General features: G+C 39.7%; 28 protein-coding genes, 1 pseudogene and 1 riboswitch. Of the genes and pseudogenes, 17 read left to right on the plus strand and 12 right to left on the minus strand.

Annotated elements, in window-relative coordinates; all coding sequences use genetic code 11:
* Nucleotides 1-147 precede the first annotated feature (147 nt).
* The 4 genes from PR675_RS02950 to crcB form a co-directional block, all read right to left on the minus strand.
* Complete coding sequence (locus tag PR675_RS02950) at nucleotides 148-1,332, minus strand: M20 family metallopeptidase (RefSeq protein ID WP_004919023.1); 1,185 nt, start codon at nucleotides 1,330-1,332, stop codon at nucleotides 148-150.
* Nucleotides 1,333-1,400: 68 nt separating this feature from the next.
* On the minus strand, nucleotides 1,401-2,639 hold the full coding sequence (locus PR675_RS02955) for a Zn-dependent hydrolase (protein WP_223854756.1): 1,239 nt from the start codon (nucleotides 2,637-2,639) through the stop codon (nucleotides 1,401-1,403).
* A 3-nt stretch (nucleotides 2,640-2,642) separates the two neighbouring features.
* Nucleotides 2,643-3,866 carry a hypothetical protein gene (locus PR675_RS02960; RefSeq protein WP_060561318.1) on the minus strand — a complete coding sequence of 408 codons (1,224 nt, stop codon included), beginning with the start codon at nucleotides 3,864-3,866 and terminating at the stop codon, nucleotides 2,643-2,645.
* Between the two features lie 871 nt (nucleotides 3,867-4,737).
* Complete coding sequence (gene crcB, locus PR675_RS02965; protein ID WP_014658179.1) at nucleotides 4,738-5,118, minus strand: fluoride efflux transporter CrcB; 381 nt, start codon at nucleotides 5,116-5,118, stop codon at nucleotides 4,738-4,740.
* A gap of 104 nt (nucleotides 5,119-5,222) precedes the next feature.
* Nucleotides 5,223-5,294, minus strand: a riboswitch (Fluoride riboswitch).
* Between the two features lie 365 nt (nucleotides 5,295-5,659).
* On the opposite strand from crcB, the gene fetA reads away from it, so the two are divergent.
* Entirely contained in the window at nucleotides 5,660-6,313 is a 654-nt protein-coding gene (gene fetA, locus PR675_RS02970; RefSeq protein WP_004919017.1) for an iron efflux ABC transporter ATP-binding subunit FetA, read from the plus strand.
* 9 nt (nucleotides 6,314-6,322) lie between these two features.
* Complete coding sequence (gene fetB, locus PR675_RS02975; protein ID WP_004919013.1) at nucleotides 6,323-7,099, plus strand: iron efflux ABC transporter permease subunit FetB; 777 nt, start codon at nucleotides 6,323-6,325, stop codon at nucleotides 7,097-7,099.
* A 168-nt stretch (nucleotides 7,100-7,267) separates the two neighbouring features.
* Here fetB and PR675_RS02980 read toward each other — a convergent pair whose 3' ends face one another.
* Entirely contained in the window at nucleotides 7,268-7,657 is a 390-nt protein-coding gene (locus PR675_RS02980) for a hypothetical protein (protein WP_004919010.1), read from the minus strand.
* A gap of 1,122 nt (nucleotides 7,658-8,779) precedes the next feature.
* Between PR675_RS02980 and PR675_RS02985 the strand changes: the two genes are divergently transcribed.
* Nucleotides 8,780-9,070, plus strand: a complete 291-nt coding sequence (locus tag PR675_RS02985; RefSeq protein WP_004919006.1) for a hypothetical protein — start codon at nucleotides 8,780-8,782, stop codon at nucleotides 9,068-9,070.
* Nucleotides 9,071-9,243: 173 nt separating this feature from the next.
* On the opposite strand, the gene PR675_RS02990 is transcribed toward PR675_RS02985, so the two are convergent.
* Together PR675_RS02990 and PR675_RS02995 are read right to left on the minus strand one after the other, a co-directional pair.
* Nucleotides 9,244-9,984 (minus strand): YnfC family lipoprotein, encoded by a 741-nt coding sequence (locus tag PR675_RS02990; RefSeq protein ID WP_060561319.1) that lies wholly within the window; start codon nucleotides 9,982-9,984, stop codon nucleotides 9,244-9,246.
* Complete coding sequence (locus tag PR675_RS02995; protein ID WP_004919002.1) at nucleotides 9,984-11,018, minus strand: LacI family DNA-binding transcriptional regulator; 1,035 nt, start codon at nucleotides 11,016-11,018, stop codon at nucleotides 9,984-9,986. Before PR675_RS02995 ends, PR675_RS02990 begins: the two co-directional genes overlap by 1 nt.
* 233 nt (nucleotides 11,019-11,251) lie before the next feature.
* On the opposite strand from PR675_RS02995, the gene PR675_RS03000 reads away from it, so the two are divergent.
* From PR675_RS03000 to PR675_RS03010, 3 genes are read left to right on the plus strand one after another with little or no spacing between them, the layout of a single operon-like run.
* A complete protein-coding gene (locus PR675_RS03000) occupies nucleotides 11,252-11,695 on the plus strand; it encodes a PTS sugar transporter subunit IIA (protein ID WP_014658177.1) in 444 nt (147 codons plus the stop codon).
* A gap of 18 nt (nucleotides 11,696-11,713) precedes the next feature.
* A complete protein-coding gene (locus tag PR675_RS03005) occupies nucleotides 11,714-12,001 on the plus strand; it encodes a PTS sugar transporter subunit IIB (protein WP_004918996.1) in 288 nt (95 codons plus the stop codon).
* A gap of 11 nt (nucleotides 12,002-12,012) precedes the next feature.
* Entirely contained in the window at nucleotides 12,013-13,269 is a 1,257-nt protein-coding gene (locus tag PR675_RS03010) for a PTS ascorbate transporter subunit IIC (RefSeq protein ID WP_014658176.1), read from the plus strand.
* A 41-nt stretch (nucleotides 13,270-13,310) separates the two neighbouring features.
* Here the strand turns inward: PR675_RS03010 and PR675_RS03015 are convergent, their stop codons facing one another.
* From PR675_RS03015 to PR675_RS03025, 3 genes are all read right to left on the minus strand, one after another.
* Nucleotides 13,311-14,123 (minus strand): bestrophin-like domain, encoded by an 813-nt coding sequence (locus PR675_RS03015; RefSeq protein ID WP_060561320.1) that lies wholly within the window; start codon nucleotides 14,121-14,123, stop codon nucleotides 13,311-13,313.
* A 280-nt stretch (nucleotides 14,124-14,403) separates the two neighbouring features.
* Entirely contained in the window at nucleotides 14,404-14,973 is a 570-nt protein-coding gene (locus tag PR675_RS03020) for a TetR/AcrR family transcriptional regulator (RefSeq protein WP_225829579.1), read from the minus strand.
* A 466-nt stretch (nucleotides 14,974-15,439) separates the two neighbouring features.
* The gene (locus PR675_RS03025) at nucleotides 15,440-15,790 is read right to left on the minus strand and encodes a phage holin family protein (RefSeq protein WP_004918982.1); all 351 of its coding nucleotides are present in this window, start codon (nucleotides 15,788-15,790) and stop codon (nucleotides 15,440-15,442) included.
* Between the two features lie 545 nt (nucleotides 15,791-16,335).
* Here PR675_RS03025 and PR675_RS03030 point away from each other — a divergent pair.
* Nucleotides 16,336-16,602: a LysR substrate-binding domain-containing protein gene (locus PR675_RS03030; RefSeq protein WP_004918980.1), complete on the plus strand. Its 267-nt coding sequence runs from the start codon at nucleotides 16,336-16,338 to the stop codon at nucleotides 16,600-16,602.
* 46 nt (nucleotides 16,603-16,648) lie between these two features.
* Here PR675_RS03030 and map read toward each other — a convergent pair whose 3' ends face one another.
* On the minus strand, nucleotides 16,649-17,443 hold the full coding sequence (gene map, locus PR675_RS03035) for a type I methionyl aminopeptidase (RefSeq protein WP_004918978.1): 795 nt from the start codon (nucleotides 17,441-17,443) through the stop codon (nucleotides 16,649-16,651).
* The gene (locus PR675_RS03040; protein WP_014658170.1) at nucleotides 17,436-17,642 is read right to left on the minus strand and encodes a ParD-like family protein; all 207 of its coding nucleotides are present in this window, start codon (nucleotides 17,640-17,642) and stop codon (nucleotides 17,436-17,438) included. Before PR675_RS03040 ends, map begins: the two co-directional genes overlap by 8 nt.
* A 315-nt stretch (nucleotides 17,643-17,957) precedes the next feature.
* On the opposite strand from PR675_RS03040, the gene PR675_RS03045 reads away from it, so the two are divergent.
* The 10 genes and pseudogenes from PR675_RS03045 (at nucleotide 17,958) to PR675_RS03085 (ending at nucleotide 25,679) form a co-directional block, all read left to right on the plus strand.
* Nucleotides 17,958-18,383: a universal stress protein gene (locus tag PR675_RS03045; RefSeq protein WP_004918975.1), complete on the plus strand. Its 426-nt coding sequence runs from the start codon at nucleotides 17,958-17,960 to the stop codon at nucleotides 18,381-18,383.
* A gap of 462 nt (nucleotides 18,384-18,845) precedes the next feature.
* Complete coding sequence (nirD, locus tag PR675_RS03050) at nucleotides 18,846-19,160, plus strand: nitrite reductase small subunit NirD (RefSeq protein WP_004918973.1); 315 nt, start codon at nucleotides 18,846-18,848, stop codon at nucleotides 19,158-19,160.
* 2 nt (nucleotides 19,161-19,162) lie between these two features.
* The gene (locus tag PR675_RS03055; RefSeq protein ID WP_004918964.1) at nucleotides 19,163-19,471 is read left to right on the plus strand and encodes a recombinase-like helix-turn-helix domain-containing protein; all 309 of its coding nucleotides are present in this window, start codon (nucleotides 19,163-19,165) and stop codon (nucleotides 19,469-19,471) included.
* A 64-nt stretch (nucleotides 19,472-19,535) separates the two neighbouring features.
* Complete coding sequence (locus tag PR675_RS03060; protein WP_004918962.1) at nucleotides 19,536-20,573, plus strand: aromatic ring-hydroxylating oxygenase subunit alpha; 1,038 nt, start codon at nucleotides 19,536-19,538, stop codon at nucleotides 20,571-20,573.
* Nucleotides 20,566-21,321, plus strand: a complete 756-nt coding sequence (locus PR675_RS03065) for an SDR family oxidoreductase (RefSeq protein ID WP_004918960.1) — start codon at nucleotides 20,566-20,568, stop codon at nucleotides 21,319-21,321. Before PR675_RS03060 ends, PR675_RS03065 begins: the two co-directional genes overlap by 8 nt.
* Before the next feature lie 31 nt (nucleotides 21,322-21,352).
* A complete protein-coding gene (locus tag PR675_RS03070) occupies nucleotides 21,353-22,129 on the plus strand; it encodes an IclR family transcriptional regulator (protein ID WP_060561321.1) in 777 nt (258 codons plus the stop codon).
* A gap of 110 nt (nucleotides 22,130-22,239) precedes the next feature.
* Nucleotides 22,240-23,166 carry a VOC family protein gene (locus tag PR675_RS03075; protein WP_060561322.1) on the plus strand — a complete coding sequence of 309 codons (927 nt, stop codon included), beginning with the start codon at nucleotides 22,240-22,242 and terminating at the stop codon, nucleotides 23,164-23,166.
* Nucleotides 23,167-23,170: 4 nt separating this feature from the next.
* A pseudogene (locus tag PR675_RS03080) lies at nucleotides 23,171-24,058 on the plus strand (NAD(P)/FAD-dependent oxidoreductase); the annotation flags it as partial.
* A 30-nt stretch (nucleotides 24,059-24,088) separates the two neighbouring features.
* On the plus strand, nucleotides 24,089-24,385 hold the full coding sequence (locus PR675_RS20975; protein WP_400494673.1) for an oxidoreductase C-terminal domain-containing protein: 297 nt from the start codon (nucleotides 24,089-24,091) through the stop codon (nucleotides 24,383-24,385).
* A gap of 70 nt (nucleotides 24,386-24,455) precedes the next feature.
* Nucleotides 24,456-25,679, plus strand: coding sequence for an MFS transporter (locus tag PR675_RS03085; protein WP_400494675.1), 1,224 nt, complete (start codon nucleotides 24,456-24,458; stop codon nucleotides 25,677-25,679).
* The last annotated feature ends 19 nt before the right edge of the window (nucleotides 25,680-25,698 follow it).

Below are 25,698 nucleotides of genomic sequence, written 5' to 3' on the forward strand. Positions count from 1 at the left end.
ATGATATTTATGGCTAGATTTATTTTTGATGTTCACAATATCCATCAAGGTATCTTGTGATTTAACGATGAGATAAAACGATTCTATCGGCAGGTAAGAATACAAATAAAACCTTGCCGCGATTATCGCGACAAGGTGAACCATCAACTAGAAATTATCCTGTTGTAAATAGGACCATGCATATTGTGCATACAGTTCAGCTCCCGTTGCCATTGCGTCTTCATCAATATTAAAACGCCCATGATGGTGCGCCCACTGTGTATCTTTATCAGGGTTTCCTGAACCTAATAAAGCAAAACAACCTGGAATATTTTCGATATAAAAACTAAAGTCTTCGCCACCTGTCGTTGGTTTTTCAAACATCAACGCATCTTCACCAAATGCTTGTGTAATGACAGATTGCGCCAATAGCGCACTACGCTCTTCATTGATCACAGGCAGTGTTCCATACGTATAAATAACTTCTGCTGTAGCCCCATACATCGCTGCGGTATGTTCTGCATAACGTCTGATAGCCGCTTCAATACGATCCCGAGTTTCGATATTAAAACAACGTACCGTTCCGTCTAATACTGCATTCTCCGCAATAACATTAAAACGCGTTCCCACGTCCATTTTACCGATACTGACCACTGCAGACTCAAGTGCCGATGTTTCCCGTGAAATGACAGCTTGTAAGTTCATCACAAAAGAAGAAGCCACAACAGCCGCATCGACCGTTGCTTCAGGCATCGAACCATGGCCGCCACGTCCTTTAAACTTCACGACAAGTAAATCCGCCGACGCAAAGGTTCCCCCCACATTACAAGAGACTTTCCCAGAGGGGGTTGTAGACCAAATATGCATCCCAAAAACGTTATCAACATTGTCAATTGCACCTTGCTTGACCATTTCACGTGCACCTTGAGCAATCTCTTCCGCCGGTTGGAAAATCAACCTTACATTGCCTTTCAAATCCTCACGAATTTCATACAACGCTTTTGCCGCCGTCAGTAACATAGAGGTATGCGCATCATGACCACAAGCGTGCATTTTTCCTTGATTTTGAGACTTATAGTCTAATGCATCATTCAGCTCAAGTACGGGTAGCGCATCGATATCAGCTCGTAATGCAACGGTTTTTCCCGGTTTACCGCCCTTAATTTCCGCGATAATGCCTGTTGGCTCTGTTAAACGATATTCGATACCGATTTTACTTAACTCTTCCGCAATCCGTTTAGTGGTTCGTACTTCTTCCCATGGCAATTCAGGGTGTGAATGCAGGTCTCGACGAAATGCAATCATATCTGCGGTATGTTTTTTGATTGCTGCTGTAATTGTTGTGTTTACCATTTTTCTACCTTTACCTTCTTATGCACAGACGCCTTCATCTGCTTAATCACATAATACTTCTCTTCACTTTAACACTCTGTTAGCGAACGAACCGTCGCGAACATTACATCGGCCCCTAGCGCAATTTGTGCATAATCCGTCCATTCATCAGGGTGATGACTTAACCCATTACGGCTAGGCACAAAAATTAGCCCCGTGCGCGTAATACCGGCAAAAATCATCGTGTCATGTCCTGCACCACTGACCATAGTGCGATAACGCAAACCTTGCTTTTGTGCATGTTGTACCATCAATTGATGGATTTCAGGGGCTAATTCGGTAGGAGACACATAAAGAGGCTGAACGATATCACTTTGAATATTGCCTTTAGCACTCTCTTGTTTCACCAATGCAATGATCTGCTCGATGGTGTTACGCAAAGCGGATTCATTTCTTGAGCGAATGTCGACGCTAAAAGTCACTTCACTTGGGATCACATTTGCGCCATTTGGTAAGACGTTTAATCGCCCTACTGTTGCAACCGTATTATCCCCAGCGGCAGTAGCAATATCAGGAATTTGGCTAATGATACGGCTAGCGTTGACTAATGCGTCAGCGCGCATATCCATTGGTGTCGTTCCTGCATGTCCCGCCTTACCGCTTAGCTTTACTTCCAGTTGTGCAATACCAACAATAATATCTACAATTCCAATATCTTCATTGGCCTGCTCTAGCACTGGACCTTGTTCAATATGCAATTCTAAAAATGCTTTGACTGATGAAGGTGCCAGCACTGCCTCTGCCGCCTTATCTGCATTAAAGCCCGCATCTGCCATGCGTTGCGCTGCCGAAACACCCTGCCTATCTTTCAGTTGATATAGCGTTTGAGTTCCGATAAGCCCAGTAATAACACTTGATGCCATCAAGCCACGACCAAAACTCGTTCCTTCCTCTTCGACTAATGCGATCACTTCAAGAGGGTAACGGGGTTGCAATTGTTGTTCACGAATGCGCGCAACCACATCTAACCCTGTCACAATTCCTGCCGGGCCATCAAAAGCGCCGCCATGGGGAACAGAGTCAAAGTGTGAACCAATAATCACAGCAGGCAATCCCTCCTCTGAGCCTTCTAAACGACCATAAATATTACCGATGGCATCTTCTCGAACTTGCAAGCCAAGTGCTCGCATTTGCTGTTTTATATAATCACGTGCTTGCTTATCTTGCTCGCTATAGCTCATTCGTGTCGTTCCTTGACCCGGCGTTGCTGTAAATTCAGCCAATTGTTCTAAATGGCGTTGTATTCTTAATGTACTTGTTTCCATCATCATTTACCCTGCAAGCGGTGTAATAAAACCAACCATAATCCCAGCCAATACCACAGAAACCATGGTTACTGAGATAAATCCACCGACTAACATCGGCCCTAACATATGTCCGGTCAAAATTTGACGCTCTTTCTCATCTTTGGTCAGCGCATTGATGGCTTCATTCGTAATGATATAGTCGGCAGGGAAGCCATACAGTGCGGTTAACGACACGGCAAAGGCCATCTCTTTAGAGACACCCAGTATTTTTCCCACAATCCACGAAGCTAAATACATCCCAATAACGGCTGCAATGATCAGCACCAACATAGGGTAGACAAGCCTTAATAACATGTCTGGGGTTGCATGATTCAGAGTGTCAAAAATAAATAGCATTAACGCCATAATGGCAAAACCAAAACCATTCGCTTTTTGTAGCGGTTGTCTTTCCAAAAAGCCCAGTGACGATGCAATAACGCCAAATAGTAAACATAATACAAACGGGCTAATACTCACGATAGGTGCTGCCCATGTAGAAACTAAATAAGCAAAGTACCCCACCGCTGCTAAGCGCAAAAACTTGAAGTAACTGGTATTGTAGTGAGAAGGAATTTTTTTAAATAATCTCGGCATTTCATCTTCTGAAACGACCGTTTTCACTTCAACATTATCGGCCCCTTCAACCGATAATGACGCCTTCCACTGACCATGACGATATTGCTCAAGCACTCGACGCCCTTCACGTTTTAACATTACCGCTGTCAATGGATAACCCGCAAACCCCTGCATAACGTAAATAAGGATGGCAAAAACCGATAGGTCAATAAGACCCGCATCAGCAGCACCTTTAGACATGATCAAGGATGACACGATACCACCGACTAATGGAGGGATCGCCACTAATACCGTATTCAGGTCAAATAACACCATTCCGACAGCATAAATAAAAACAATGATGCCCAAGATCCCTGATAACGAAATTAAAATGGTTTTCCACTGCCGCAACAGCTCTTTGAGTGATAGCAGCGTTCCCATATTAGTAATTAACAGATACATCAACATCACCGCCACGACTTGCGGTATTCCGGCAATGCTGACGATATCTTTAGGGAAGAATGTCCAATAACCGAATAGGAATAAAACAGCACATACAAATACGGAAGGGATCCACGCTTTGGTTCTTACTGCAATAGCATCCCCAATGTATAAAATCAAAACGATAATAAACAGTGCTAACATCTGTGACATAACTTTTCCCCGTCAATATCTGTTTCTAATTCAATTTTCTTTAGATGATAAATTTTATTATTTATTTTTATACAAAATATGTTTTTAGTGATGGTGTGATATATAGCCAAAATTAAGATTATTTCGCTGCCATTAATAAAAAACAGCAGTAAAAATCATAATATCATCGAAAATCAATATGTATAGATAACGTTCTAGAAGAATGGGCGAATAGCAAAATAGAAGACTCATCCCCTTAGCAGTGACAAATGACACCATAGCGTCATATAACATTAGAATTAGTCTGTTTTTTAGCTAAAGAGCAGCGTTATCGTTCTAATTAAAGCTCATTAACAATGAATAACACTTTAGTTTATTTATTAATCAACGGGATTATATTCTGTTGTCAGATGGAGAGTTTGCAAAAAATATACTTATTATTTTTAGAAAAGAATAATTTTGTAGGCAAGTAAAAGCAGTTATTCCAAATAATCTACTTTATTACTAATTTGTTAAATTTAACCCTCGAAACGTGTTTTTTTACTCACAATAACCATAAAATGACGACTAACCATCACTAAGATCACATACTATCTGGTGATATTTTAGCCAAAAATAATGGGGGATTTATTGTCGAGATAGTCTTTAATAATATCATAGCTAAAGTGCGTTAGATTTCTTTAGTCATCCTTTTAGCCATAATGGAAAAATAACCACCTCAAAATACACCATCGTGGAACGACAGACTATTTATTGCTGTTGATCTCGATTTTACAGATCAATTGGGGAAATATTTTACGATTGCCGCTCTCAACACAGCAATATCAGAAGATGATTATCGAATGCCTAACAACCACATTTTTCACCTACATCTATCTACCCTACTCGTTGATTACGACTGAGTGAGCCAGTGGTGACTCATCATGCCTAAAAAAGTAAAAATGAGTGCGCCTATGACATGAATGGCGATTGTGCTCAATGCAACCATTAACTTCCCTTCTTGGATCAACGTTAATACTTCCAAAGAGAAAGTGGAAAATGTAGTAAACGCGCCACAAAAGCCGGTGACAATAAATAGTTTATAATTGGGGCTAATATTGGCATTGGCAAAATAAGAAATGGCAAAACCGATAACGAATCCCCCGACAAGATTGACAAAAACAGTTCCCATCGGAATATTTGGGTATAAGTTATTCAGCTTCAGCCCCACAAACCATCTTAGCCAGCCACCTAAAATTGAGCCTAATGCGATAGAAAAAAGTGATGCATACATACGAAGCCCCTTATCGCGCTTAAGGGGATAAATGAACGGGATCTCTCTCATTTATACCCCAAATATTCAGGGCACATAATACCTGTACCCTATCATTTAAAAAGGTGAACGTAGGCATCATCAGCCCTTTATTTGGACGGTTTTTAAACAGGAGGAATGCCATCTCCTTTTGTTAGAATATCTGCAATTAACAACAAGGTAAATAGCCCCAGCTTTAAGAATTTCTCTTGTTAAACACAATGTAACGTTAATTTCTTTGCACTACCATTAATGACATTCCTATTGCTACATATCGTTATTTGATTAAGCCATGTAATATGGTTTAAAAACCATCAATAGATGTATTTTCTTAATCCTAATCATCTTCTTTATTTGATCCCTGCTCCGCTTAATATGTCAATCTTAGCGTGAATGGCGCATAATATTTTGGATTACTATACAAGGTAAATTCCTTGTTCCGTTTCATGTCGCGAGCAAATCAATGATCAATTATAAAATTGCCTGCATGACGTCACATTAACTCTATGGGCTAAGCGTAAAAATGGATAAAAACCGCGGTTTATTGCAATTAGAAAATATTGGATATGTTATTGATAACAAAACAATACTAGATAAAGTTCAGTTTGATTTATCGGCTGGTGAATTTAAACTCATTACGGGGCCTTCGGGATGCGGTAAAAGCACGCTACTTAAGATCATCTCTTCATTACTTTCCCCTACCTCAGGGCAAATTATCTTCAATGGCAATGACTATTCAACCATCCCCCCTGAGGAATATCGCCAACAGGTTTCTTATTGCACTCAAACCCCCTCTTTATTTGGAGCCACTGTTTACGATAACTTATTTTTCCCTTATCAGATACGTAAGCTACCGTTTAATAAAGATAAAATTTATAAAGACCTTGGTTACTTTTCTTTACCCGATTCAATATTAGAAAAAGGCATTAATGAATTATCTGGTGGAGAAAAACAACGTATCTCGTTGATTCGCAACCTTCAGTTTCTACCAAAAATATTACTGTTAGATGAAATAACCAGCGCATTAGACGAAGCAAATAAAGTAAAAGTTAATGAGCTAATCCACCAGTTAGCGACACAACAAAATATCGCTATTCTTTGGGTGACTCATGATCAGGATGAAATTGCACATGCTGATGACATTATTACCCTTCCCGTCCATAATGCAGATAAATAGGAATGAGTCATGCACCAACCCACTATTACCAATGAATCTCTGGGCTTTTCTATTATGCTTGTTTTGGTCGCTATCTTTATCAGCCATAAAGAAAAACTGGCATTAGAAAAAGATATTATTTGGAGCACTCTACGCGCTATCATCCAGCTATTGATTGTTGGTTATATTCTAAAATACATTTTTAATGTCGATCATGAAGTTCTGACTATCGCGATGGTGATGTTTATCTGTTTTAATGCGGCTTGGAATGCCAAAAAGCGCAGTAAATATATTGATAAAATCTTTTTGACCGCTTTTATCGCCATTACCTCTGGAACACTCTTAACCCTATTAATACTGATCATCACAAAAGCAATAGCTTTTACCCCGATGCAAGTTATTCCAATCACAGGCATGATCGCAGGGAACGCCATGATTGCTGTCGGTCTGTGTTTCAATAATCTAGGCCAACGATTTAGTAGCCAACAACAACAAATACAAGAGATGCTAAGTTTAGGTGCAACACCTAAGGTGGCCTCTATCGCCATTATTCGAGACAGTATTCGCGCATCCTTGATCCCGACTGTAGATTCCGCAAAAACCGTCGGTATTGTCAGTTTACCCGGTATGATGTCTGGATTAATTTTTGCTGGGGTTGATCCATTAGAAGCAGTGAAATATCAAATCATGGTCACTTTTATGTTACTAGCAACAGCCAGCTTATCGACCATTTTGGCAGGTTATATGACCTACCTTAAGTTTTACAATAGCCGCCATCAGTTATTAATCAATACATTAAATAAATAACAATAAAGAAAACGCTTGATAATAGTGACGTTATCAAGCGTTAATCTTTATAGCCAGTTAATTTACAGCTTTGCTAATATTCAAGCCTTTCCTGTAGATACCTAATAATATTAAACAGTTATTACTTTACGTTTTAAATGTTAATAAAAAGTAAAATAAAATATCTATTTACTGACAATATCTTGTCCATAAAGATTCCATGACCGATAAAGGTAACAAATCATAATCACCTTCTACGAGCGGAATCGATAGTGCAATCCTGCCATCTTGATTTTTATACGTTTTTACGGCAAATCGCTTATAACCCTCGATTTTTGCATTTTTAACACGCAGTACTTCACCACAAACATAGCCGACCTCCCCTTTATCAGCCGTTGAGCGAATAAAATTATACTTAATATTCCTAAATGATGCGGATTCAGGATAAGACAAGTAATCTGCCACATTGTATTTGGCCAATTTAATCAGATCTGGGTTTGGCTTATAATTAACCATTACCCCTAATAAAAATGAACAACCAATAAGTAATACAGTAATGAGCAATTTAACCATATTCATACTTTTCGCTCTTGTATAACACAACGAGTAATTTGATAATAAAGACAGATCACTTGAACAGTAGGTATCTTAATCAAGTATTTCTAAATAATATGGATTGAGGTGCTATTTCTAATAGAGATATACATCCTATTAATTACTTAAAGTTACCTTACTATATAAATTAAAATGAACTCTCATCGATTAAAAAATCCTTACAATATAATAGATAGTAACAATTAAATGCTCGCCATTTCAGTCTTTACGCATTCCTTCACACAAACCGAGAGTAATCCTAACAGTAATAATGTTTAAAAATAAGAGTCAGCAATACAGCAAACTGTTACAATTTGTGTCTTCCTTCCAAAAAGAACTCTTGGGTATAACACTCAAAATAGTTATTTAATTTAAGTGTTAATCATATTTCATTTTCAAGCATGAATAAACATAAATAAATTATTCAATTAGATAATATGTATTACAGAGCATTAACCAACCCTAAATAGGAGTAAATTGATCATAAAAAAATAAAAACTGTCCTCTCAATTGCAATATATTCTGCAACCTATTCTGTTTTTTAGTGTTTATCACATGATGCTGTTGCTGATATTTGCTTGTATGTATCTTGTTTTCAAGATAACCGATATGAAGAAAATCCTCAGCTAAATGATCAGTTACCCTCTTTAGTTGTAGTGTGTTTCTTTATGTCTTTTTATACAAAGTACTCACCTGCATTCTGTCATTAACGTTCTCTATCAATTTTGAACGGGTACGATGATGCAACTTTCCTCTCTCGCGTGGAAACATGCTGTAGTACTACATGCCCATATCCATAAGCTAAATGTTACAATAGACACTAAACATAAAAATAATTTACATATAAACTCAAAAACCACTACTCTTATTGCGAGTATTCGTATTTCTTAATGCCATATTCATTATGAAAATTAATGATTTTGAGGGAGGTTAGCGACTAGTAAGAAAGGGACGATTAAATAAAGGCCATACCAGCAAACAACAGCAAATACAGAATATTCCTATAAATAGCCCTTTGATTGAAAAACTAAAATTTTACGGCTAATTTTGACAATAGATTTTATTTTAGTCCGGTAGCATCTACGTGTCTCTCTGATAGGGTGTACCATGACAAACATTCAATTGCTATTACTTGCAACCAACAATTTTAACGCAAGTGCTCCTCTCTCCCATACACATGCATCGTATGTATATCAATTTTATTACGCGCAGATTGCTCACAAGCAGTTAAAGCTTAATGATTTTATGAAGGGATTTATCGAACAAGTTGAACCTATATTGAAAAATAATAGCGATTTATACGATCGACGCGACGAAATCTACCAATTAATTCAAAGCTACTTGCAGCAAGCAGAAACGCGTTTTATTCAAAGAAAAATGCAAATTAATAAAGAATAATATTAAAAAGCGCCTCCTTAGTTTTCACTTAAGAGGCGCTCATCGAAAAAATGTGAGTTTCATTAAATAGACACAAATTCAAGTGCCGTAACTTCTTTTAACGATCCCCTCCGCTTTTGCATGGCACACAAGCTAACTGTTATTTAATCAATAAGTTAATCTTGTGCTTATTGTCACTCCTCAAACTGTGTGTCAATCACGACAGATTGCCGTTGAGTTTGCATCTCTCCATCAGCATCATATTTGGTCAAAATTTGACAATTTGTTGGTGCACCAAAATGATTATATTGACATTTTCTCTCAGAAATATAGCCCAAATCACCTAACATTTTCTGCTCTATTTGAATATCCGCATAACGGTTTATATCAGCTAATGGCTTGAAGAGAGTTTGCATATATAACTGATTTTTATCATAGTAATTCATTTCCTGTAACTCACCTAAATTACTATATACTACCTTATCAACGGTGCCGTTATCCTCTTTAGAATGGATACTCTTAATGTAGTTACGTTCATCATATTCAAAATACGTCGTACCATAAGAGTCTTTTTGGGATATAAAACGGCACTGTTCGTCTAAATCGATGATAATTTCCCCTTCATTGCTGCTGCCCTTCAGTTGGTTATTATCTCTTTTGAGTTGAATATGCTGCTGTATGCCATGAGAAATTGATTCAAAGCTTTCAATGCAACTCTTTTGATCCAATTTTAATTGGATATCCTGTGTCACCGTCTTATCTTCGGTATAAAAAGTCGCTTTTATCTCTTTCACTGGGCCTTTTACTAATACCCCACTAAACAATACATATATATTCTGTACTGCTGGTAAATATCCTTTCGCTATCGATGCCGCTGATACCGTTGATGTTGATAAACCCAATAATGTTAACAAAAAAACAACAAACTTCATCATTATGCGCTTTGCCTTGCTTCGAATTTATAGGGAAAAATAATTTCTTCTTGTTGATGCGGAGAACCACTATCAGGATCAGCTAACCATTTTTGTAATTTTTTCGCCGTTTCTTTCGCCATTTTATTGTAATCAATACGCACCGATGTTAACGACGGGTGAATATAATCACAATTAGACGACCCTTCAACACAAGCCACTGCCAACATAGAAGGCACTTTAATTAACCTTCTTTGGCATTCAAACAAAACACCTAGCGCAATCATTTCATGACTGCATATTACTGCATCTAATTCCGGCTGCCGAGTTAACATTTCACTAATCGCTTGACGACCAAAATCCATTGTCGCCACATACGGTGTCGTAATACTTTGCTCTGCGCTATGATAATGATTTAGCATCGCTTTAGTCCAACCACTCAGTTGTTGGCTCTGTATTTTGCTATCCATCTGAGCACCAATATAGCCTATTTTCCGATATCCCTTTTGCAACATGTAGTTGGTTAGAAAAAATACGGCTTCACCAATATTACTTCTTATATTTAATGAGAATAGATGACTCGACTCCCCCGCCACACCAATAACAGGAATATCAAGGTTTTTGAGATAACTAAATACGCTCTCTGAATTAATCCCACCAAAAATAACCACAGCAGCAGGGTTACTTTGCAGTAACGTAAAGAGGACTTCAGACTCTTTTTTCTGCTGATAGTTATGACTACCAATAACAACCTGATAGCTATTTTTATTGAGGACCTCTTGTAATGGTTGCAGAAATGCAGAGCTTGCGTAATCCCTTAATGAAGGCACCAATACAGCAACTGTACGACTTTGACCTGATGCCAATATACCTGCGGCTGAATTTGGTATATATCCTAGCTCAGTGATTGCTTCATTGATTTTTTCTCGCAGTTTATCTGAGACCAAATCAGGTGTACGCAACGCTCTAGATACAGTCATTGAACCAACGCCTGCATATTTAGCCACATCCTGTAGCGTAACTCGTCCTGTATTCTTTCTCTTGCGTATTTTTTCCATAAAAAATTATTTTTTGCTCTATTCACTCTTATCTCACTATAACTTACCACAGGTTAGTTTTGTTCATGAGTGGACTTTCGTGTTCTTGAGTTTTTATTGGCTTTATTTATGCGAAATGATAGCGCTATCACGAAAATGAATAATTCGACTAGATAGCGCTACCATTGATCACTACTATGCCCTTAGTTAGAAAAAAAGCTAAAAATAGTTTTACACCACCAGGAGCAAACTTAATGTTAACCACATTATTGACCCCCAACGTCATTCAGGTTGTTGAAAGTGCCACCGATTGGCGCGATGCGATCCAAATCGCTTGCGAACCACTCCTCAAAAACCACCGTATTCAACAATCTTATGTTGATGCCATCATTCATTCACATGAAAAGATTGGTCCTTACTATGTACTAGGCCCAGGCATTGCAATGCCACATGCTCGCCCTGAAGACGGCGTCAATCAGCTATCTCTTGGCCTTACCGTTATTAAACGCGGTGTCGAGTTTGGTGCCGATGGCAACGACCCCGTTAAGTTATTAATTGTTCTTGCCGCAACCGATAGCAACAGCCATATCGGCGCTATCGCTAAACTCGCTGAACTTTTTGATAACCAAGAAGATATTGACAACATCATGCAATCAGAAAACGTCGATGACATCCTCAACATCATCGCGCGTTATTAATTATTAAAAGGAAACAATATGAAAATTACAGTCGTATGCGGAAATGGTTTAGGCACTAGCCTAATGATGGAAATGAGTATCAAAAATATTTTAAAAGATCTTCAAGTCAGTGCCGAGGTTGACCACGTTGATCTTGGCTCAGCTAAAGGTACCGCCAGTGATATTTTTGTTGGCACCAAAGATATTGCCGAACAATTGGTTGCTCAACAAGTTGCTGGAGAAATTGTTGCTTTGGAAAATATGATAGACAAAGTGGCAATGAAAGAGCACTTAAGTGTGGCTTTACGTAATCTCGGCGCACTATAAGCGGAGGCTGTATGTCATTTTTTCGTTTTCTGATGCAAGATGTGTTATCTGAACCCGCTATTTTAGTGGGTTTGATAGCGCTTATCGGCCTTATCGCTCAAAAGAAACCCGCCACCGAATGTATTAAAGGCACCATCAAAACCATTATGGGTTTTGTGATCTTAGGAGCGGGTGCTGGCTTAGTTGTTAGTTCATTAGGCGATTTCTCCGCTATTTTCCAACACGCATTTGGTATTAATGGCGTCGTTCCAAATAACGAAGCGATTGTTTCTATCGCCCAGAAGAGTTTTGGCCGTGAAATGGCAATGATCATGTTCTTTGCCATGTTAATTAATATCTTAATTGCACGCCTCACCCCTTGGAAATTTATCTTTCTCACAGGGCATCACACACTCTTCATGTCGATGATGGTTGCCGTAATTTTAGCAACAGCGGGTATGGAAGGCACTCTGTTAGTGGTTGTTGGTTCATTAATCGTCGGCTTTTGTATGGTGTTCTTCCCAGCCATTGCACATCCATACATGAAAAAAATCACTGGCTCTGATGACGTTGCAATTGGTCACTTTTCAACGATATCGTATGTCCTTGCAGGTTTTATTGGCAGCAAATTTGGCAACAAAGAACATTCTACTGAAGATATGAATGTGCCAAAAAGTTTGCTTTTCCTACGAGACACGCCAGTTGCCATCTCATTCACTATGTTCATTATTTTCATTATTACCTGCTTATTTGCGGGAGGAGATTATGTTCGTGAAGTCAGCGGTGGCAAAAACTGGTTTATGTTCTCATTAATGCAATCCATTACATTTGCTGCGGGTGTTTACATTATTCTGCAAGGTGTACGTATGGTAATTGCGGAGATCGTACCCGCATTTAAAGGGATTTCGGATAAATTGGTTCCAAATGCTAAACCAGCGCTAGACTGCCCTGTTGTTTTCCCTTATGCACCAAATGCCGTGTTAGTCGGCTTTTTAAGCAGTTTTGCTGCGGGTATTATCGGTATGTTCATACTGTATGCGTTGAATATGACCGTCATTATCCCAGGTGTCGTGCCACACTTCTTTGTTGGTGCAGCGGCGGGAGTCTTTGGTAACGCAACAGGAGGTCGCCGAGGCGCTATTTTAGGTGCCTTTGCACAAGGTTTACTCATTACCTTCTTACCTGTCTTTTTATTACCTGTCCTTGGTGACATTGGTATCGCTAATACCACATTTAGTGATGCAGACTTTGGTGCTATTGGTATTCTTTTAGGCATTATTGTCCGCTAACCATAGTGCCCCGTAATACTTCCGTTACGGGGCATATTTATTTAATCAAGTTTCCCGACTAACGCCCCTTCTTTAAATAAGAATTCCTGTAATGATATTAAATCATCCGGCGTCACATGAATGACCCCCTCACCGGGAATATCAATTTCTGCGATCATAAATAGTGCCAGTGTTGTTAATGATGGCAATATGAGGATCAGCCAGTTTTTACCTTTAGTTCCTCGAATGTTATAACCAATTAAAACGTTAGAACAAATCGCAAAGAAAATTAATAAGAACCATGCTGCATTCGGTATTTGATGCCGCCAACTCGCCATCGTTTTTTGTTGTGAAAGATAAAGATCACTAAATGCAGTTAATACCGAGGCGATCACTGGATTTGGTGATTGATTTGCCTCTTTAACCGCAATTTCCCACAAGATAGCTTGTTTTTCTAATGAGACTCTCCGCCATTGATTATTTTCATCGCTGACACCTGATTTAAAAAATTCAATTCTCGCCTCTAGGTACTGCTGCAATAAATGGATTGCTTCACGTCTGTCACTGCTGTTTAATAATTGCGCTCGTTGGTAAGCATTCCCTATCGCAATCGCTTCATTCTCTTCTGTTTGCTGACGATTGTTGTAGCCACTGATCGAGATTGAGAGAACAAAACCAATCAATAAGCCTAATAAGGATAAGATAGCCCCTAATATAATTTTCGCTTCGTCATCAGCAATATCATCATTAAGCTTCTTACGCTTAAAGATAAATTTACCGATATAAGCTGAAATAATGAGCAAGAAAAATGTAATTATAAACAATAAGATAGAGTCAATTGGTGTATCATTAATAAACTCGGAAAAATTAAACATAAAACATGTCCAGACAAGTAATTTTCCGATGATATAACACATCCAGAATAAATTTTTCTAGCTTTTTCACTGGCAAAAATCAGTTTAGATTTTAACGCTAAAATGTCATCATCAAACGATAAAAACATGATAGTATTAACGATGCAATCATAAAAAACAGTCGCTTAACCTACTGTTTTTTAGTCACTTTTAGATATGTAATTTAACTTCAGTACAAGACAGATTTAAATGACAGCATCCTTCTATTTCTAGAAGGATAGAAGAGTGATTAGATACGGTGTTATTGAACTAAACCGAGTAACTTTTGATAAAGTATTGCGCCTAATGTGTTCTCATCATATTCAAGGCTCGATGCAAGCTCATCGACGGCAGCGTGCATACTGTGATACAGCATAGAGCTAACCAGCCCAATTGGCTCTGCTGACCAAACACCTTGCGCCTTTCCATGTAACAAGATTTTTTTCACTTGTGAAATTGCCCGCTGTTCATGTACGTTGCTACACGTATGAAAACTTTCATGAAATAGCATGTCATGAATACGTCTTTTTTCAACATAATATTGTACGCTGCTTTCACACCACTGGCTTAGCATCGCTTGACTGTCCACCTTCTCTTTCAGTGCATCATCAATTTTTCCCAAATACCATGTCATATAACGCTCGCGCAAAGCCTCTAAAATCTCATCCTTCGATTTAAAGTAGTGGTAAAAAGTACCTTTCGCCACATCGGCTTGGCTAACTATTTCACTCACTGTTGTCTCTAAAAAACCTTTCGTGAGAAATAAATGCTCAGCAGCATTCATTAAATCATCCAATCTCTCTTTTGCGGGTTTTGTTCTCGGCTTTTTCATTGGCTCCGTCATCAGCTTAAACCTTTTAAGTTAATTAGAGATAATGCAAAGAGTAATAGATTTTATGGTTTCACACAAACTTCCTACCGCTTTAAGCTAGCCAGAGAAATAACATGTTTAATAAACAAACAAAACACGAGATCTTACCCATCATTGCGGAACACCACAAGATTGTTCTCTTTTAGAGCATAAAATTAGCCATTATGGAGTTCATTAGCATTTGATTAATGATATCAATATACTTCTTCTTATATTGATACCGATGCAGTAAAAAATAAATAATTCTCTTATTGAAGGGATCAGAGATGATAGTTAGGTAATCATTAAATGGTAATTAAGATAGCAGTAGAATTATAATCGTTTTAAATAACAGTACCTCCTTAAGGTAGGTATCTCGATAAGCCTCATTTTGGGCTTATCGTACAACTTATTTCTGATAAGAATGATTTTTCTATACTTCAAAATATTATTCTTTATTTCTATAGCGTTTTTGAATTGCAATCAACATCGAATCAATAACCCAACTGAGCTTCTTTGTACCCAGGAAACCTATCATCGCACCACAAAACTCGGCAAGTGATGACCAAGCATCAGAATAATTTAAATAGACAAGTAACCATTGAAGCGCTCGAATAGCACTGACTGTAATAGCACCACATATTACAGCTTCTGCTAATGATTGCCATGTACTTTTACTCTCTCGCCACTCTCTAACAAATGCAATCAACGTTGCTAACATAACACCACTTAATAAAGGTAAATTGAGTTGAACCCAGCGGAAAACTTGCGCCCAAAAATCGATATTTTTTTCATGCATAATGGTACCTCCTAAATGGAGTGCTAGTTTATTGTCAATAAATGAAGCCCCCTTATTGTTTATATAAAACTATCGAAATAATGGGCATCACAATCATATGATATTAAATATTAATTATTTCAATAGTCATTAAAATTAATTTCACATTCTACTTATGTATCGTAATAATAAAAGAATAGTATTACAAACATTGTGAAAACCAAGCCAAATAAGATTAAAATAAAATCACAATCATTAATTGTTTACATATCTTAATTTATATTATCTAATATAAACTAGCATACAGAATGGATCCTTACACAAACTCTTCTCGACCTAAATATGCTATTTCTTTAGTCATTAATAATTATTACTCTTCAAATGACAACACAAAAAATATAACCCTACTGACAACAAAATATTACCTTTATGATTATCACTTTAATTATCTTTTTTATGTATTGATAAAACACGCCTAAAATAATCAATAGCAACCCTATCGATTGTAAGAGTAAATGATTTCCAGCCTGCCCGTTGATGATATCTAAGATAAAGCTTGATACGACTTGACCAATAATAGCGAAGCGACTGTTCAAGGAGTGGGAATTTCGCTGCTACCCTGCTTTATCGCCGCCCCTTATATTGAAAAAGGTATGCTAACCCCTTTACTGACGGATTACTCATTGCCAGAACACTCTATTTATGCGGTTTATCCTAATAGACACTATTTACCCCATAAAACAAGAATGGCTATCGATTTTCTGTTTGAAAGACTGAATCCCAAGAGCGAATATGGCCAGCGTTATGAAATTAATTATTATGCTTCGCGATAACAGTCTGAAAGCCGCACTCGCGGCTTTGCAGAGCCATCGTCAAATTTTAAAGATGATGTTTTGCGACAAATGCTTTTTCTTCATCGCGTAAAGTTAAGACTTCATAACCGGTTGCGGTCACTAAAACAGTATGTTCTGATTGGGCCGATAATTTTTTATCTCGCGTCACAACTGTCCAACCATCTTTTTTGGTCTTAATTTTCATACCACCTTGGTTGATCATCGGCTCTATTGTGAATGTCATCCCTTCTTTTAAGGTAACCCCTTGCCCACGTACACCATAATGTAGCACTTGTGGAGCTTCGTGCATTTCACGGCCTATACCATGACCACAATATTCACGAACCACGCTATAACCATTTTTTTCTGCATGGTGTTGGATTGCAGAACCAATATCCCCTAGTGTTGCCCCTGGTTTGACTTGTTTGATCCCTTCCCACATAGCCTCATAAGTATCCTTAACAAGTTTACGTGCTAATGGTGAGGCTTCGGGCATCACATACATCTTACTTGAGTCTGCAATAAAGCCATTTTTCTCTAATGTGATATCAACATTGATAATATCTCTGGCTTTCAAATGTTCATCAGCTTTCGGTACGCCATGGCACACCACTTCATTAAGGGAGGTATTTAATACATATTGATAACCATACTGGCCTTTGCTGGCTGGTCTCGCCTGCAATTCATTAACAATATAATCTTCAACCTTGTCATTAATTTCCATGGTCGTAATACCCGGCACAATAAAAGTATCTAACATCGCAAATACTTTGGCTAATAAACGGCCGGATTCACGCATCAATTCAATTTCTTCAGCTGTTTTGATTGTGATATTACTCATGGTACTTCCCTTTATGGTTAACAGATTCTTTTTCTAGCATTTCGCTGATAAGCGTTGTGAAGGTTTTATCGGGATTTAATTCGGCTTGGATACCTATTTTTATCCAAAATTCAGCCTGAGAATTGATCGAGCGTGACATCACTTGGCTAGCACGGCGCAAATAGTCATGCAGATCATCTGAAATTTTCACGATTCCCAAGACAGCACCTCATTAACATATAAAATATTACGATTTATATATAAACCATATAATAACTAAGATGAGAAAGATAGTCATTCAATGGGGAACCGCACAAATGAACTGTTTTTTCATCAAACCGTTTTAATTTTCTAACTTCAAGCCGCCGTCAAAGTATTGTTCGTTACAACGTTGTATTGTTATTGTTAGCTAACTCCATTTTTGTATTGGCTATAAGATGTTAAATTGATTAAATATTAAACTTATCTTTATTTTTACTGATTGTTTTTAGCGGATAGATTTTAAATAGGCTTGGATAATTGTTCGGAGAACAATATGTATAAAAAAATTTTAGTTCCTATTGATATTACAGAGAAAAATTTAGCAAACCTTGTACTTCCTCATATTCAATACCTTTCGGAGGAAGAAGGCGCTCATATTCATTTTTTAGCCGTTATTCCTACTATCCCTTTTTATACCTCTATGGGCTTTGGTTTTGCCGAAAAGGCAGATAGCGAACAAGATAAAGTAACAAATCAATTAGTTGATATTATTAAAGATTTTAATCTTCCTAAAGAAAAGTTTACCGCTCAGGTCGTCATGGGAACGCCTAGGGATGAAATTTTGCGTATTGCCGATGATATTCAAGCAGATTTGATTGTTATTGGTTCTAGACGCCCTGGAATGTCAACGTATTTCTTAGGATCAACAGCTTCGATGATCATCCAAAACTCTAAGATTTCTGTCTTAACAGTACGATAATTCACTAACCCACTTCGGTGGGTTTTAATTTAATTCTTAGTAACAAACTAAAAAATATAAACTTTTAAATCTCATTCCTTTCAATTTTCCTATTCCTTCTCTCTGAAGAAAATAAAAAAACGCCTTAATGGATAAAGGCTTTCTCATATCAGAAATAATTCTCACTCTTTGCTGTTATTTATTTTTTACCACTATAGTGGGTAATTTACCGTGAAATAATGATAATCCCTTATTTTATGATTTTATCCATCAAACGATAGTCACACTATTTTCAGCCCATTTTGTTTCTCATATGAAACTAAAAATGACCATAATCTCGACACACTGCACATTTCAAAACAAATGTTTTACATATGAGTAACATTCGATTGACTGTTTATCGCTCAGCCTATTAGGCTAGTTTTAAATAATAAACAATGTTTTATATATGAAACAACACTATTTTGCTGTGGAGGAAACAATATGAGTTGGGTCGCGATTTGTGATGTCTCGCAAGTACAAGAAGAATTTCCTTATTCAGCCCGAGTCAATGATACCGAGATCGGTGTTTTCTTAGTGGATGATCAATATTACGCCATGGAAGATGTTTGCCCTCATGCCTATGCCCTACTCAGTCAAGGGTTTGTTGAGGATGGCAAAGTGGAGTGCCCACTTCATGAGGCTGTATTTGATATCAAAACAGGAAAATGCCTACGTGAGCCAGGTGGTCGCGATCTCAAAACCTACCAGACTCGCATTAATAACAACCAAATCGAAATTAGCTTTATTGAGGAGTAGAAATGGAACCGATACAGAATTTCAACCCTTACTTACCTGCTAATCACCAAATTATACCGGCTCGTGAAGGCGGTAAAGGGCAAATCCAAGCACCGGGAACGGCGCCAAATATCGTTTGGCAAACTCGCTCACGTCTCCCTGATGACTACGAAACCGCTCTCATTGCCACATTGGAAATCTTATTTGATTCAGGTATTGAAACTCTCGAGCAAATTATTAGTGCACTCAATCAAAGACAACTCTTTGATAGACAAGGACAACCATGGAATGAAGCCAGTTTTCGCGAATTTCTCCAAGTAAACGGGTATTAATCTCCTGCCAGTGACGCAGAAATAATAATAACCAACGATACCCCACGACAACAGGAAGCAGATTATGACAACTCATGCACAACTTCAGAACTATCAAGATTATTTAGACGTTGGACTTAGAGGCCAGTGGTATCCCGTTTTATCCAGTTGGGAAGTCACTAGCAACCCAATCGGTATCACCCGCTTAGAAGAACAAATTGTGTTATGGCGTGATCAGCAAGGTCAAATTCATGCGCTTGAAGACCGCTGCCCTCACCGTGGTGCACGCTTATCAATGGGCTGGAACCTAGGTGAACGTATTGCCTGCTGGTATCACGGCGTTGAAGTTGGAGGCGATGGTATTGTCAAAGATGTTCCTGCTGTTAGCCAATGTCCATTAGAAGGTCAAAAGTGCCTAAAAACCTACCCAGTTCAAGAATATCATGGCGCAATCTTTCTTTATTTTGCCATTACTGATGAAGAGCCACCGACGCTAGCGTTCCCTGAAGAGCTGGCGGATAGTGAAAATCATAGCCATTTCTTATGTACAGCCACTTGGCATTGTAATTATCAATATGCACTCGAAAATGTCATGGATCCCATGCATGGCACTTATCTCCACTCTTCTTCGCATTCAATGGCGGACGGTGATAAGCAATCAGAGATGATTTTAGAACCGACTCAAAATGGGTTTATCTTCCGCAAAAATGACCAAATGGGGGTGAATTTTGATTGGGTTGAATTTGCCAGTACTGGCGCGAACTGGCTACGCCTATCCATCCCTTATCAAAAACGTTTCGGACCGGGTGGCCACTTCTGGATCATCGGAATGGTTGTGCCAGAAGATCGCTTCAATACCCGGGTCTTCTTTTGGCGTATCCGTAAAGTAAAAGATTGGCAACGTGATCTCTGGCGCTTTATGTACCGTAATCGCTTAGAGGGATTACATTGGGATGTTTTAGAGCAAGACCGTATTATCCTTGAAAATATGGCGCCTAATGCTCGCCAACATGAGTTCCTTTATCAGCATGATGTTGGGCTATCTCGCCTACGCCGTATTATGCAACGTGAAGCCAAAAAGCAATTTGACCAAATTTATAATAAGGAAACGTCAAATGCATAATTTACTGGCAGGCAAACGCATCGTCATTACGGGTGCAGCAAGAGGCTTAGGCTTTGAATTTGCGAAAGCGATCGCACAACAAGGTGCTCACGTCATCCTGTGCGACATATTAAGTGATCGCCTACAGCAAAGCATTACCCAGCTACGCCAAGCCGGTTTGACTGCCGATGGTTTTAACTTAGATATTGCCGACCCCGAGGCCATAGCGCATGTTTTTCAGCAGATTGGTCAACAAGGCAATATTGATGGCCTCGTTAATAATGCCGCCCTTGCCACTGGCGTTGGCGGCAAAACATTGGATGAGTATGACTTAAATCTATGGGATCGCGTCATGACCGTTAATGTAAGAGGCACATGGTTAGTGACAAAGGCGGCACTCCCATTTTTGCGCCAAAGTAGAAATGCCAAGATAGTGAATATTGCTTCTGATACAGCTCTATGGGGCGCCCCTAAGCTGATGGCTTACGTCGCGAGCAAAGGGGCAATTATTAGCATGACACGCTCAATGGCAAGGGAGCTTGGCACACACCGGATCTGTGTCAATGCTATCGCGCCTGGCCTAACTAAAGTCGAAGCCACCGAATATGTACCAGTTGAGCGCCACCAGCTTTATGAAAATGGGCGTGCTATTCAAGGGGAGCAAAAGCCCGAAGATGTGACCGGTACTGTCTTATATTTGCTTTCGCCAATGGCCGATTTTGTGACGGGCCAACTGATCCCCGTCAATGGTGGGTTTGTATTTAACTAAAGACGCCGCTTAATGCGGGGAGGTTAACGCTTTGAGTTCAACATGCAAATATTTGATCCCCGGTTTGGAAAAAGGATTGCAGCTTTTGTTACTCCTAGCACAGCAGCACCGAGAGCTAACCTTTGCTGAAATTTTACGTCTAATCGATATGCCGAAAGCGACGGCCTATCGTGCAATACAAACTTTGGTGCATTTAGACTTTATCGAACAACACCCAAGGACAGGGGCTTTTTCACTCGGTCGCAAAGTGCTTAGCTTAGGTTTAGGGTACATTGCTTCACTCGATCTAACACAGTTAGGCCAACCGATCATTGAACAATTACGCGACCGTAGCCAGTGCAATAGTCACCTCGTCATACGCGATGGGCGAGACATTATTTATATTGCTCGGGTTAGTGCTGCCGAATCAAAAATTAACCACGTGAGTGTTGGTACTCGGTTATTAGCTCACCGCACCTCAATTGGTCGAATGTTACTTAGTGGCTTAAGTCGAGAGGAGTTCGATACCCTCTATCCTGATGATGAGTTACCTGATGATGCGGGAAGTAAACAGGCATTTTGGACAATGATCCAAGCAGACCGGCTACGGGGTTATGTTATCGGAGAGTCTTTTTACCGTCGGGGTATCTCTTCCATTGTTTACCCTGTTTACAACCGAGACCACGGTGTCGAGGCGGCGATCAGTATTATGGTGCCAATGGATAGCATTCCCGCGCAAGAACGCCAACGATTACAAAATGAAGTGAGCAATGCAGCCCAAAAACTTACTGAGTTTATTGGCGGAATAACCTCCGCTAAAGCGGTATAGCGTTACCCATAAATAAAACTAAATATTAGGTTTATTGCCATAAGCCTCAGGCCTCTGCTTGCCCAAAAACAAGGTCGGCAATAAAAAACGATTATATAGAGGGTCAAATTATGTCAGTCATTGGTATTGAAAAATTAGAGTTTGGTGTTGATAACCTTGCCGCTTGTCAGCAATTCTTGCAGGATTTTGGACTGCAAACATCACCCAATAACCCTTCTTATTTTACAACACTGTCCGGTGCAAGCGTCGCCCTTTCATCGATTGATGATCCCCGCTTGCCTACACCTTTTGAATCAGGCTCCACCTTACGACGGATCACTTGGGGCGTAAAAGACCGCGTTACACTCGAACAGGTCATCAAACAGATTGAAGATTGTGCAGGCTTTCAACTCACCTCTGATGGGGCACAGTGCCTTGACCCAAACGGTATGACGGTGGCTTTTACGATTAGCCAACAACAAGATGTTACCGTCGATATTTCCCCTATCAACCAGTGGGGAGATATTCGTCGTATTGATGCGCCAAGCCCTGTTTATGACAAAGCAACCCCCATTAATATTGGTCATGTGGTCTTTTTTGTTGATGACCTACAGGCCACAGAAGCATTCTATTGCCAAAAACTGGGCTTCCAAGTGTCTGACCGTTATATCGACCGTGCGGTTTTTTTACGTACACAAATTAATGGTTGCCACCATAATTTATTCCTACTCAAGCTGCCTCATCGCGGGCGGGGCCTGAATCATGTGGCATTTACGGTTCGCGATATTCATGAGGTGATTGGCGGTGGCCTCGCCATGAACCGCCAAAAATGGAGTACTTTTATTGGCCCGGGTCGTCACCCTATTTCGTCTGCCTACTTCTGGTATGTCAATAGCCCAACGGGCGGTGCGTTTGAGTACTACACCAACGACGACTATCTAACCGAAAAATGGCAACCCCGTGAACTAGAGCACTCTCTCGTTTCCTTTACCGAATGGGCGGTTGAAGGTGGTATCGACCACGAAACACGCCGACAAGTGAAAAAAGACAAGGAGTGATGCCATGACACAACTTATTGATGGCGGTATTGTCATTATCGGCGGCGGGCAAGCCGGTGGCTGGGCCGCAAAAACATTACGAGATGAAGGCTACCAAGGCATTTTATCTGTTATTAGTGATGAGCCACATGATTTCTATGAACGACCGCCTTTATCAAAGGCAGCTTTGAAACAGGAGGGCACTCCTCTATCACGCCTATTTAGTGAAGATGAAACGGACTCTCTGAATTTGACTTGGTATCGCCCTGTTCGTGCGACCCATATTGATGCCAACAAAAAGCAGGTGCAGCTCAGTGATGGTCGCCATTTAGCTTTTGATAAATTATTAATTGCAACGGGAGGCCGGCCTCGTTTTCTCTCTTCTGCTTGGCAATCGCATCCACGCGTATTTGCACTGCGTACTTGGGATGATGGGCAACGTTTACGTGAAGCGCTGTTGTCCGCTAAAAAAATGGCCATTATTGGCGGTGGATGGATTGGCTTAGAAGTTGCGGCCTCTGCACGCCAAATGGGCATTGACGTTACCGTTTTTGAACGCCAAGAGCGCTTATGTCAGCGTAGTGTACCTGTATCTGTTTCAAACGCACTCGCGCAACGCCACCAGCAAGCGGGGGTAGAAATCATAACCGATTGTGGCGAAATTTTGCTCGATGAAAGTCACGATGATTTACGGATCAGTTGTGCTAAGCAGCCTAGCCAATCCTTTGATCTTGCTGTTATGGGGATCGGTGTTGAATTAAATCTTGAGCTAGCGGCAACAGCAGGCCTTGAAGTCACACAAGGTATTGTGATCAATGGACAAGGGCAAACATCTCACCCCGATATTTATGCTGCTGGCGATGTTGCTTGTCATCCCACATTATCCCTGTGTTTACAATCTTGGGCTTATGCACAAAACCAAGCCATTACCACCGCCAAAGCCATGCTTAATGTCCACAGTGAGGATTTTAATGACCCTGCATGGCTATGGTCAGATCAATATCAAGACAATATCCAGATTTTAGGGATCCCAACCCCACTAGCAACCCAACATATTCAACGCATCACACCAAATGCTGAAGTGCATTTTTCACTGAATGATGACAACGAATTAGTTCAGATGGTCGCATTTAATGACCCTCGTTCCATCAAGCTAGGCAAAAGGTGGATGCAAAACAGCCGCAAGTTATCCCCATCGGAACTTGCAGATCCTAATTTTTCACTGATGTCACTGAAGTAAATGTGCAGGTAGGAGAAATAATATGGCAAACCAACCGATACCCGTGCCCTCAGTGACACAAGAAAATGAAATGGCATCACCGCAAGAAAGCGTGAACTGGTTGATCCCAATCGCACTATTTTCCTGCGTACTGTTAGCCTTTTTCGACAAAATTAGTATTGCCGCCCTATTTTCTGATGAACAGTTCCAAAAAGCTCTAGGAATTGATTTTGATCCCACACGTCTTGGGCTATTGATGAGTGCATTCCTGTTTGCCTATGGCGTGTCATCCATGCTGCTCAGTGGGATTGGCGATAAATTTCACCCCACCAAAATGCTGCTATTTATGATCAGTAGCTGGTGTATTTTAATGATTTTTATGGGTTTTACTCACCATTACGCCACAATGGTTTTTCTTCGAGTATTACTAGGTATTGCTGAAGGGCCATTACTTGCCATTTCCTATGCCATCGTGCGCCGTACTTTTCCACAAAAAATGCAAGCAAGAGCGACAATGCTTTGGTTATTAGGCACGCCTATTGGTGCGGCTCTTGGTTTTCCAATTTCCTTGTACTTACTGAATAATTTTGGCTGGCAAAGCACCTTTTTCGTTATGGCGGCTTTCACTGTACCCGTATGGTGGCTAGTCGTTATCGGCATTCGCCACCCCAATTTAGTCAATAAGCAAACACAAAACGTGGATGGCAAAGTCTCTACCAAAGACATGGCAGAAGCTAAAATTCAACGTAATACCCTGTTACGCAATAGCCATTTTTGGATTATCTGTTTATTTAATATTGCCTTCTTAGTTTACCTCTGGGGCATGAACGGCTGGTTACCAAGCTATTTAATCAAAGGCAAATCAATCAATTTAGAGCACGCGGGGATCTTATCCTCACTCCCCTTTATCGCCATGTTATTTGGTGAAGCGATAGGAGCATGGATTTCTGACCGTTATGATCGTCGTGCCTTAGTCTGTTTTATCTCATTACTTGGCGCCGTAATCGGCCTTTTAGGTGTGCTATTTCTCACCAGTACCTACAGCATTATTTTAATGATGGCCTTTAGCATGTTTATGTGGGGGGCTGGTGCTCCAAATATATTTGCTCTTCTGGCCAAAGCGACACAAAAGCAAGTCAGTGCACTCGCTGGCGGTATTTTCAATGGATTAGGCAACCTTGCGGGTGCCGCCGCACCGTTGTTAATGGGGGTATTAATCACCCTCACCCACAATATGGATAGTGGCCTGTTATTTATTGTCATTATCGGTTTGATCGGCAGCGTATTACTTATCCCCCTTATAAAAAGATACTGATTTAACTACTCAATATCAG

The sequence above is a fragment of the Providencia sp. PROV261 genome (assembly GCF_028477945.1).
GTDB lineage: Bacteria > Pseudomonadota > Gammaproteobacteria > Enterobacterales > Enterobacteriaceae > Providencia > Providencia stuartii.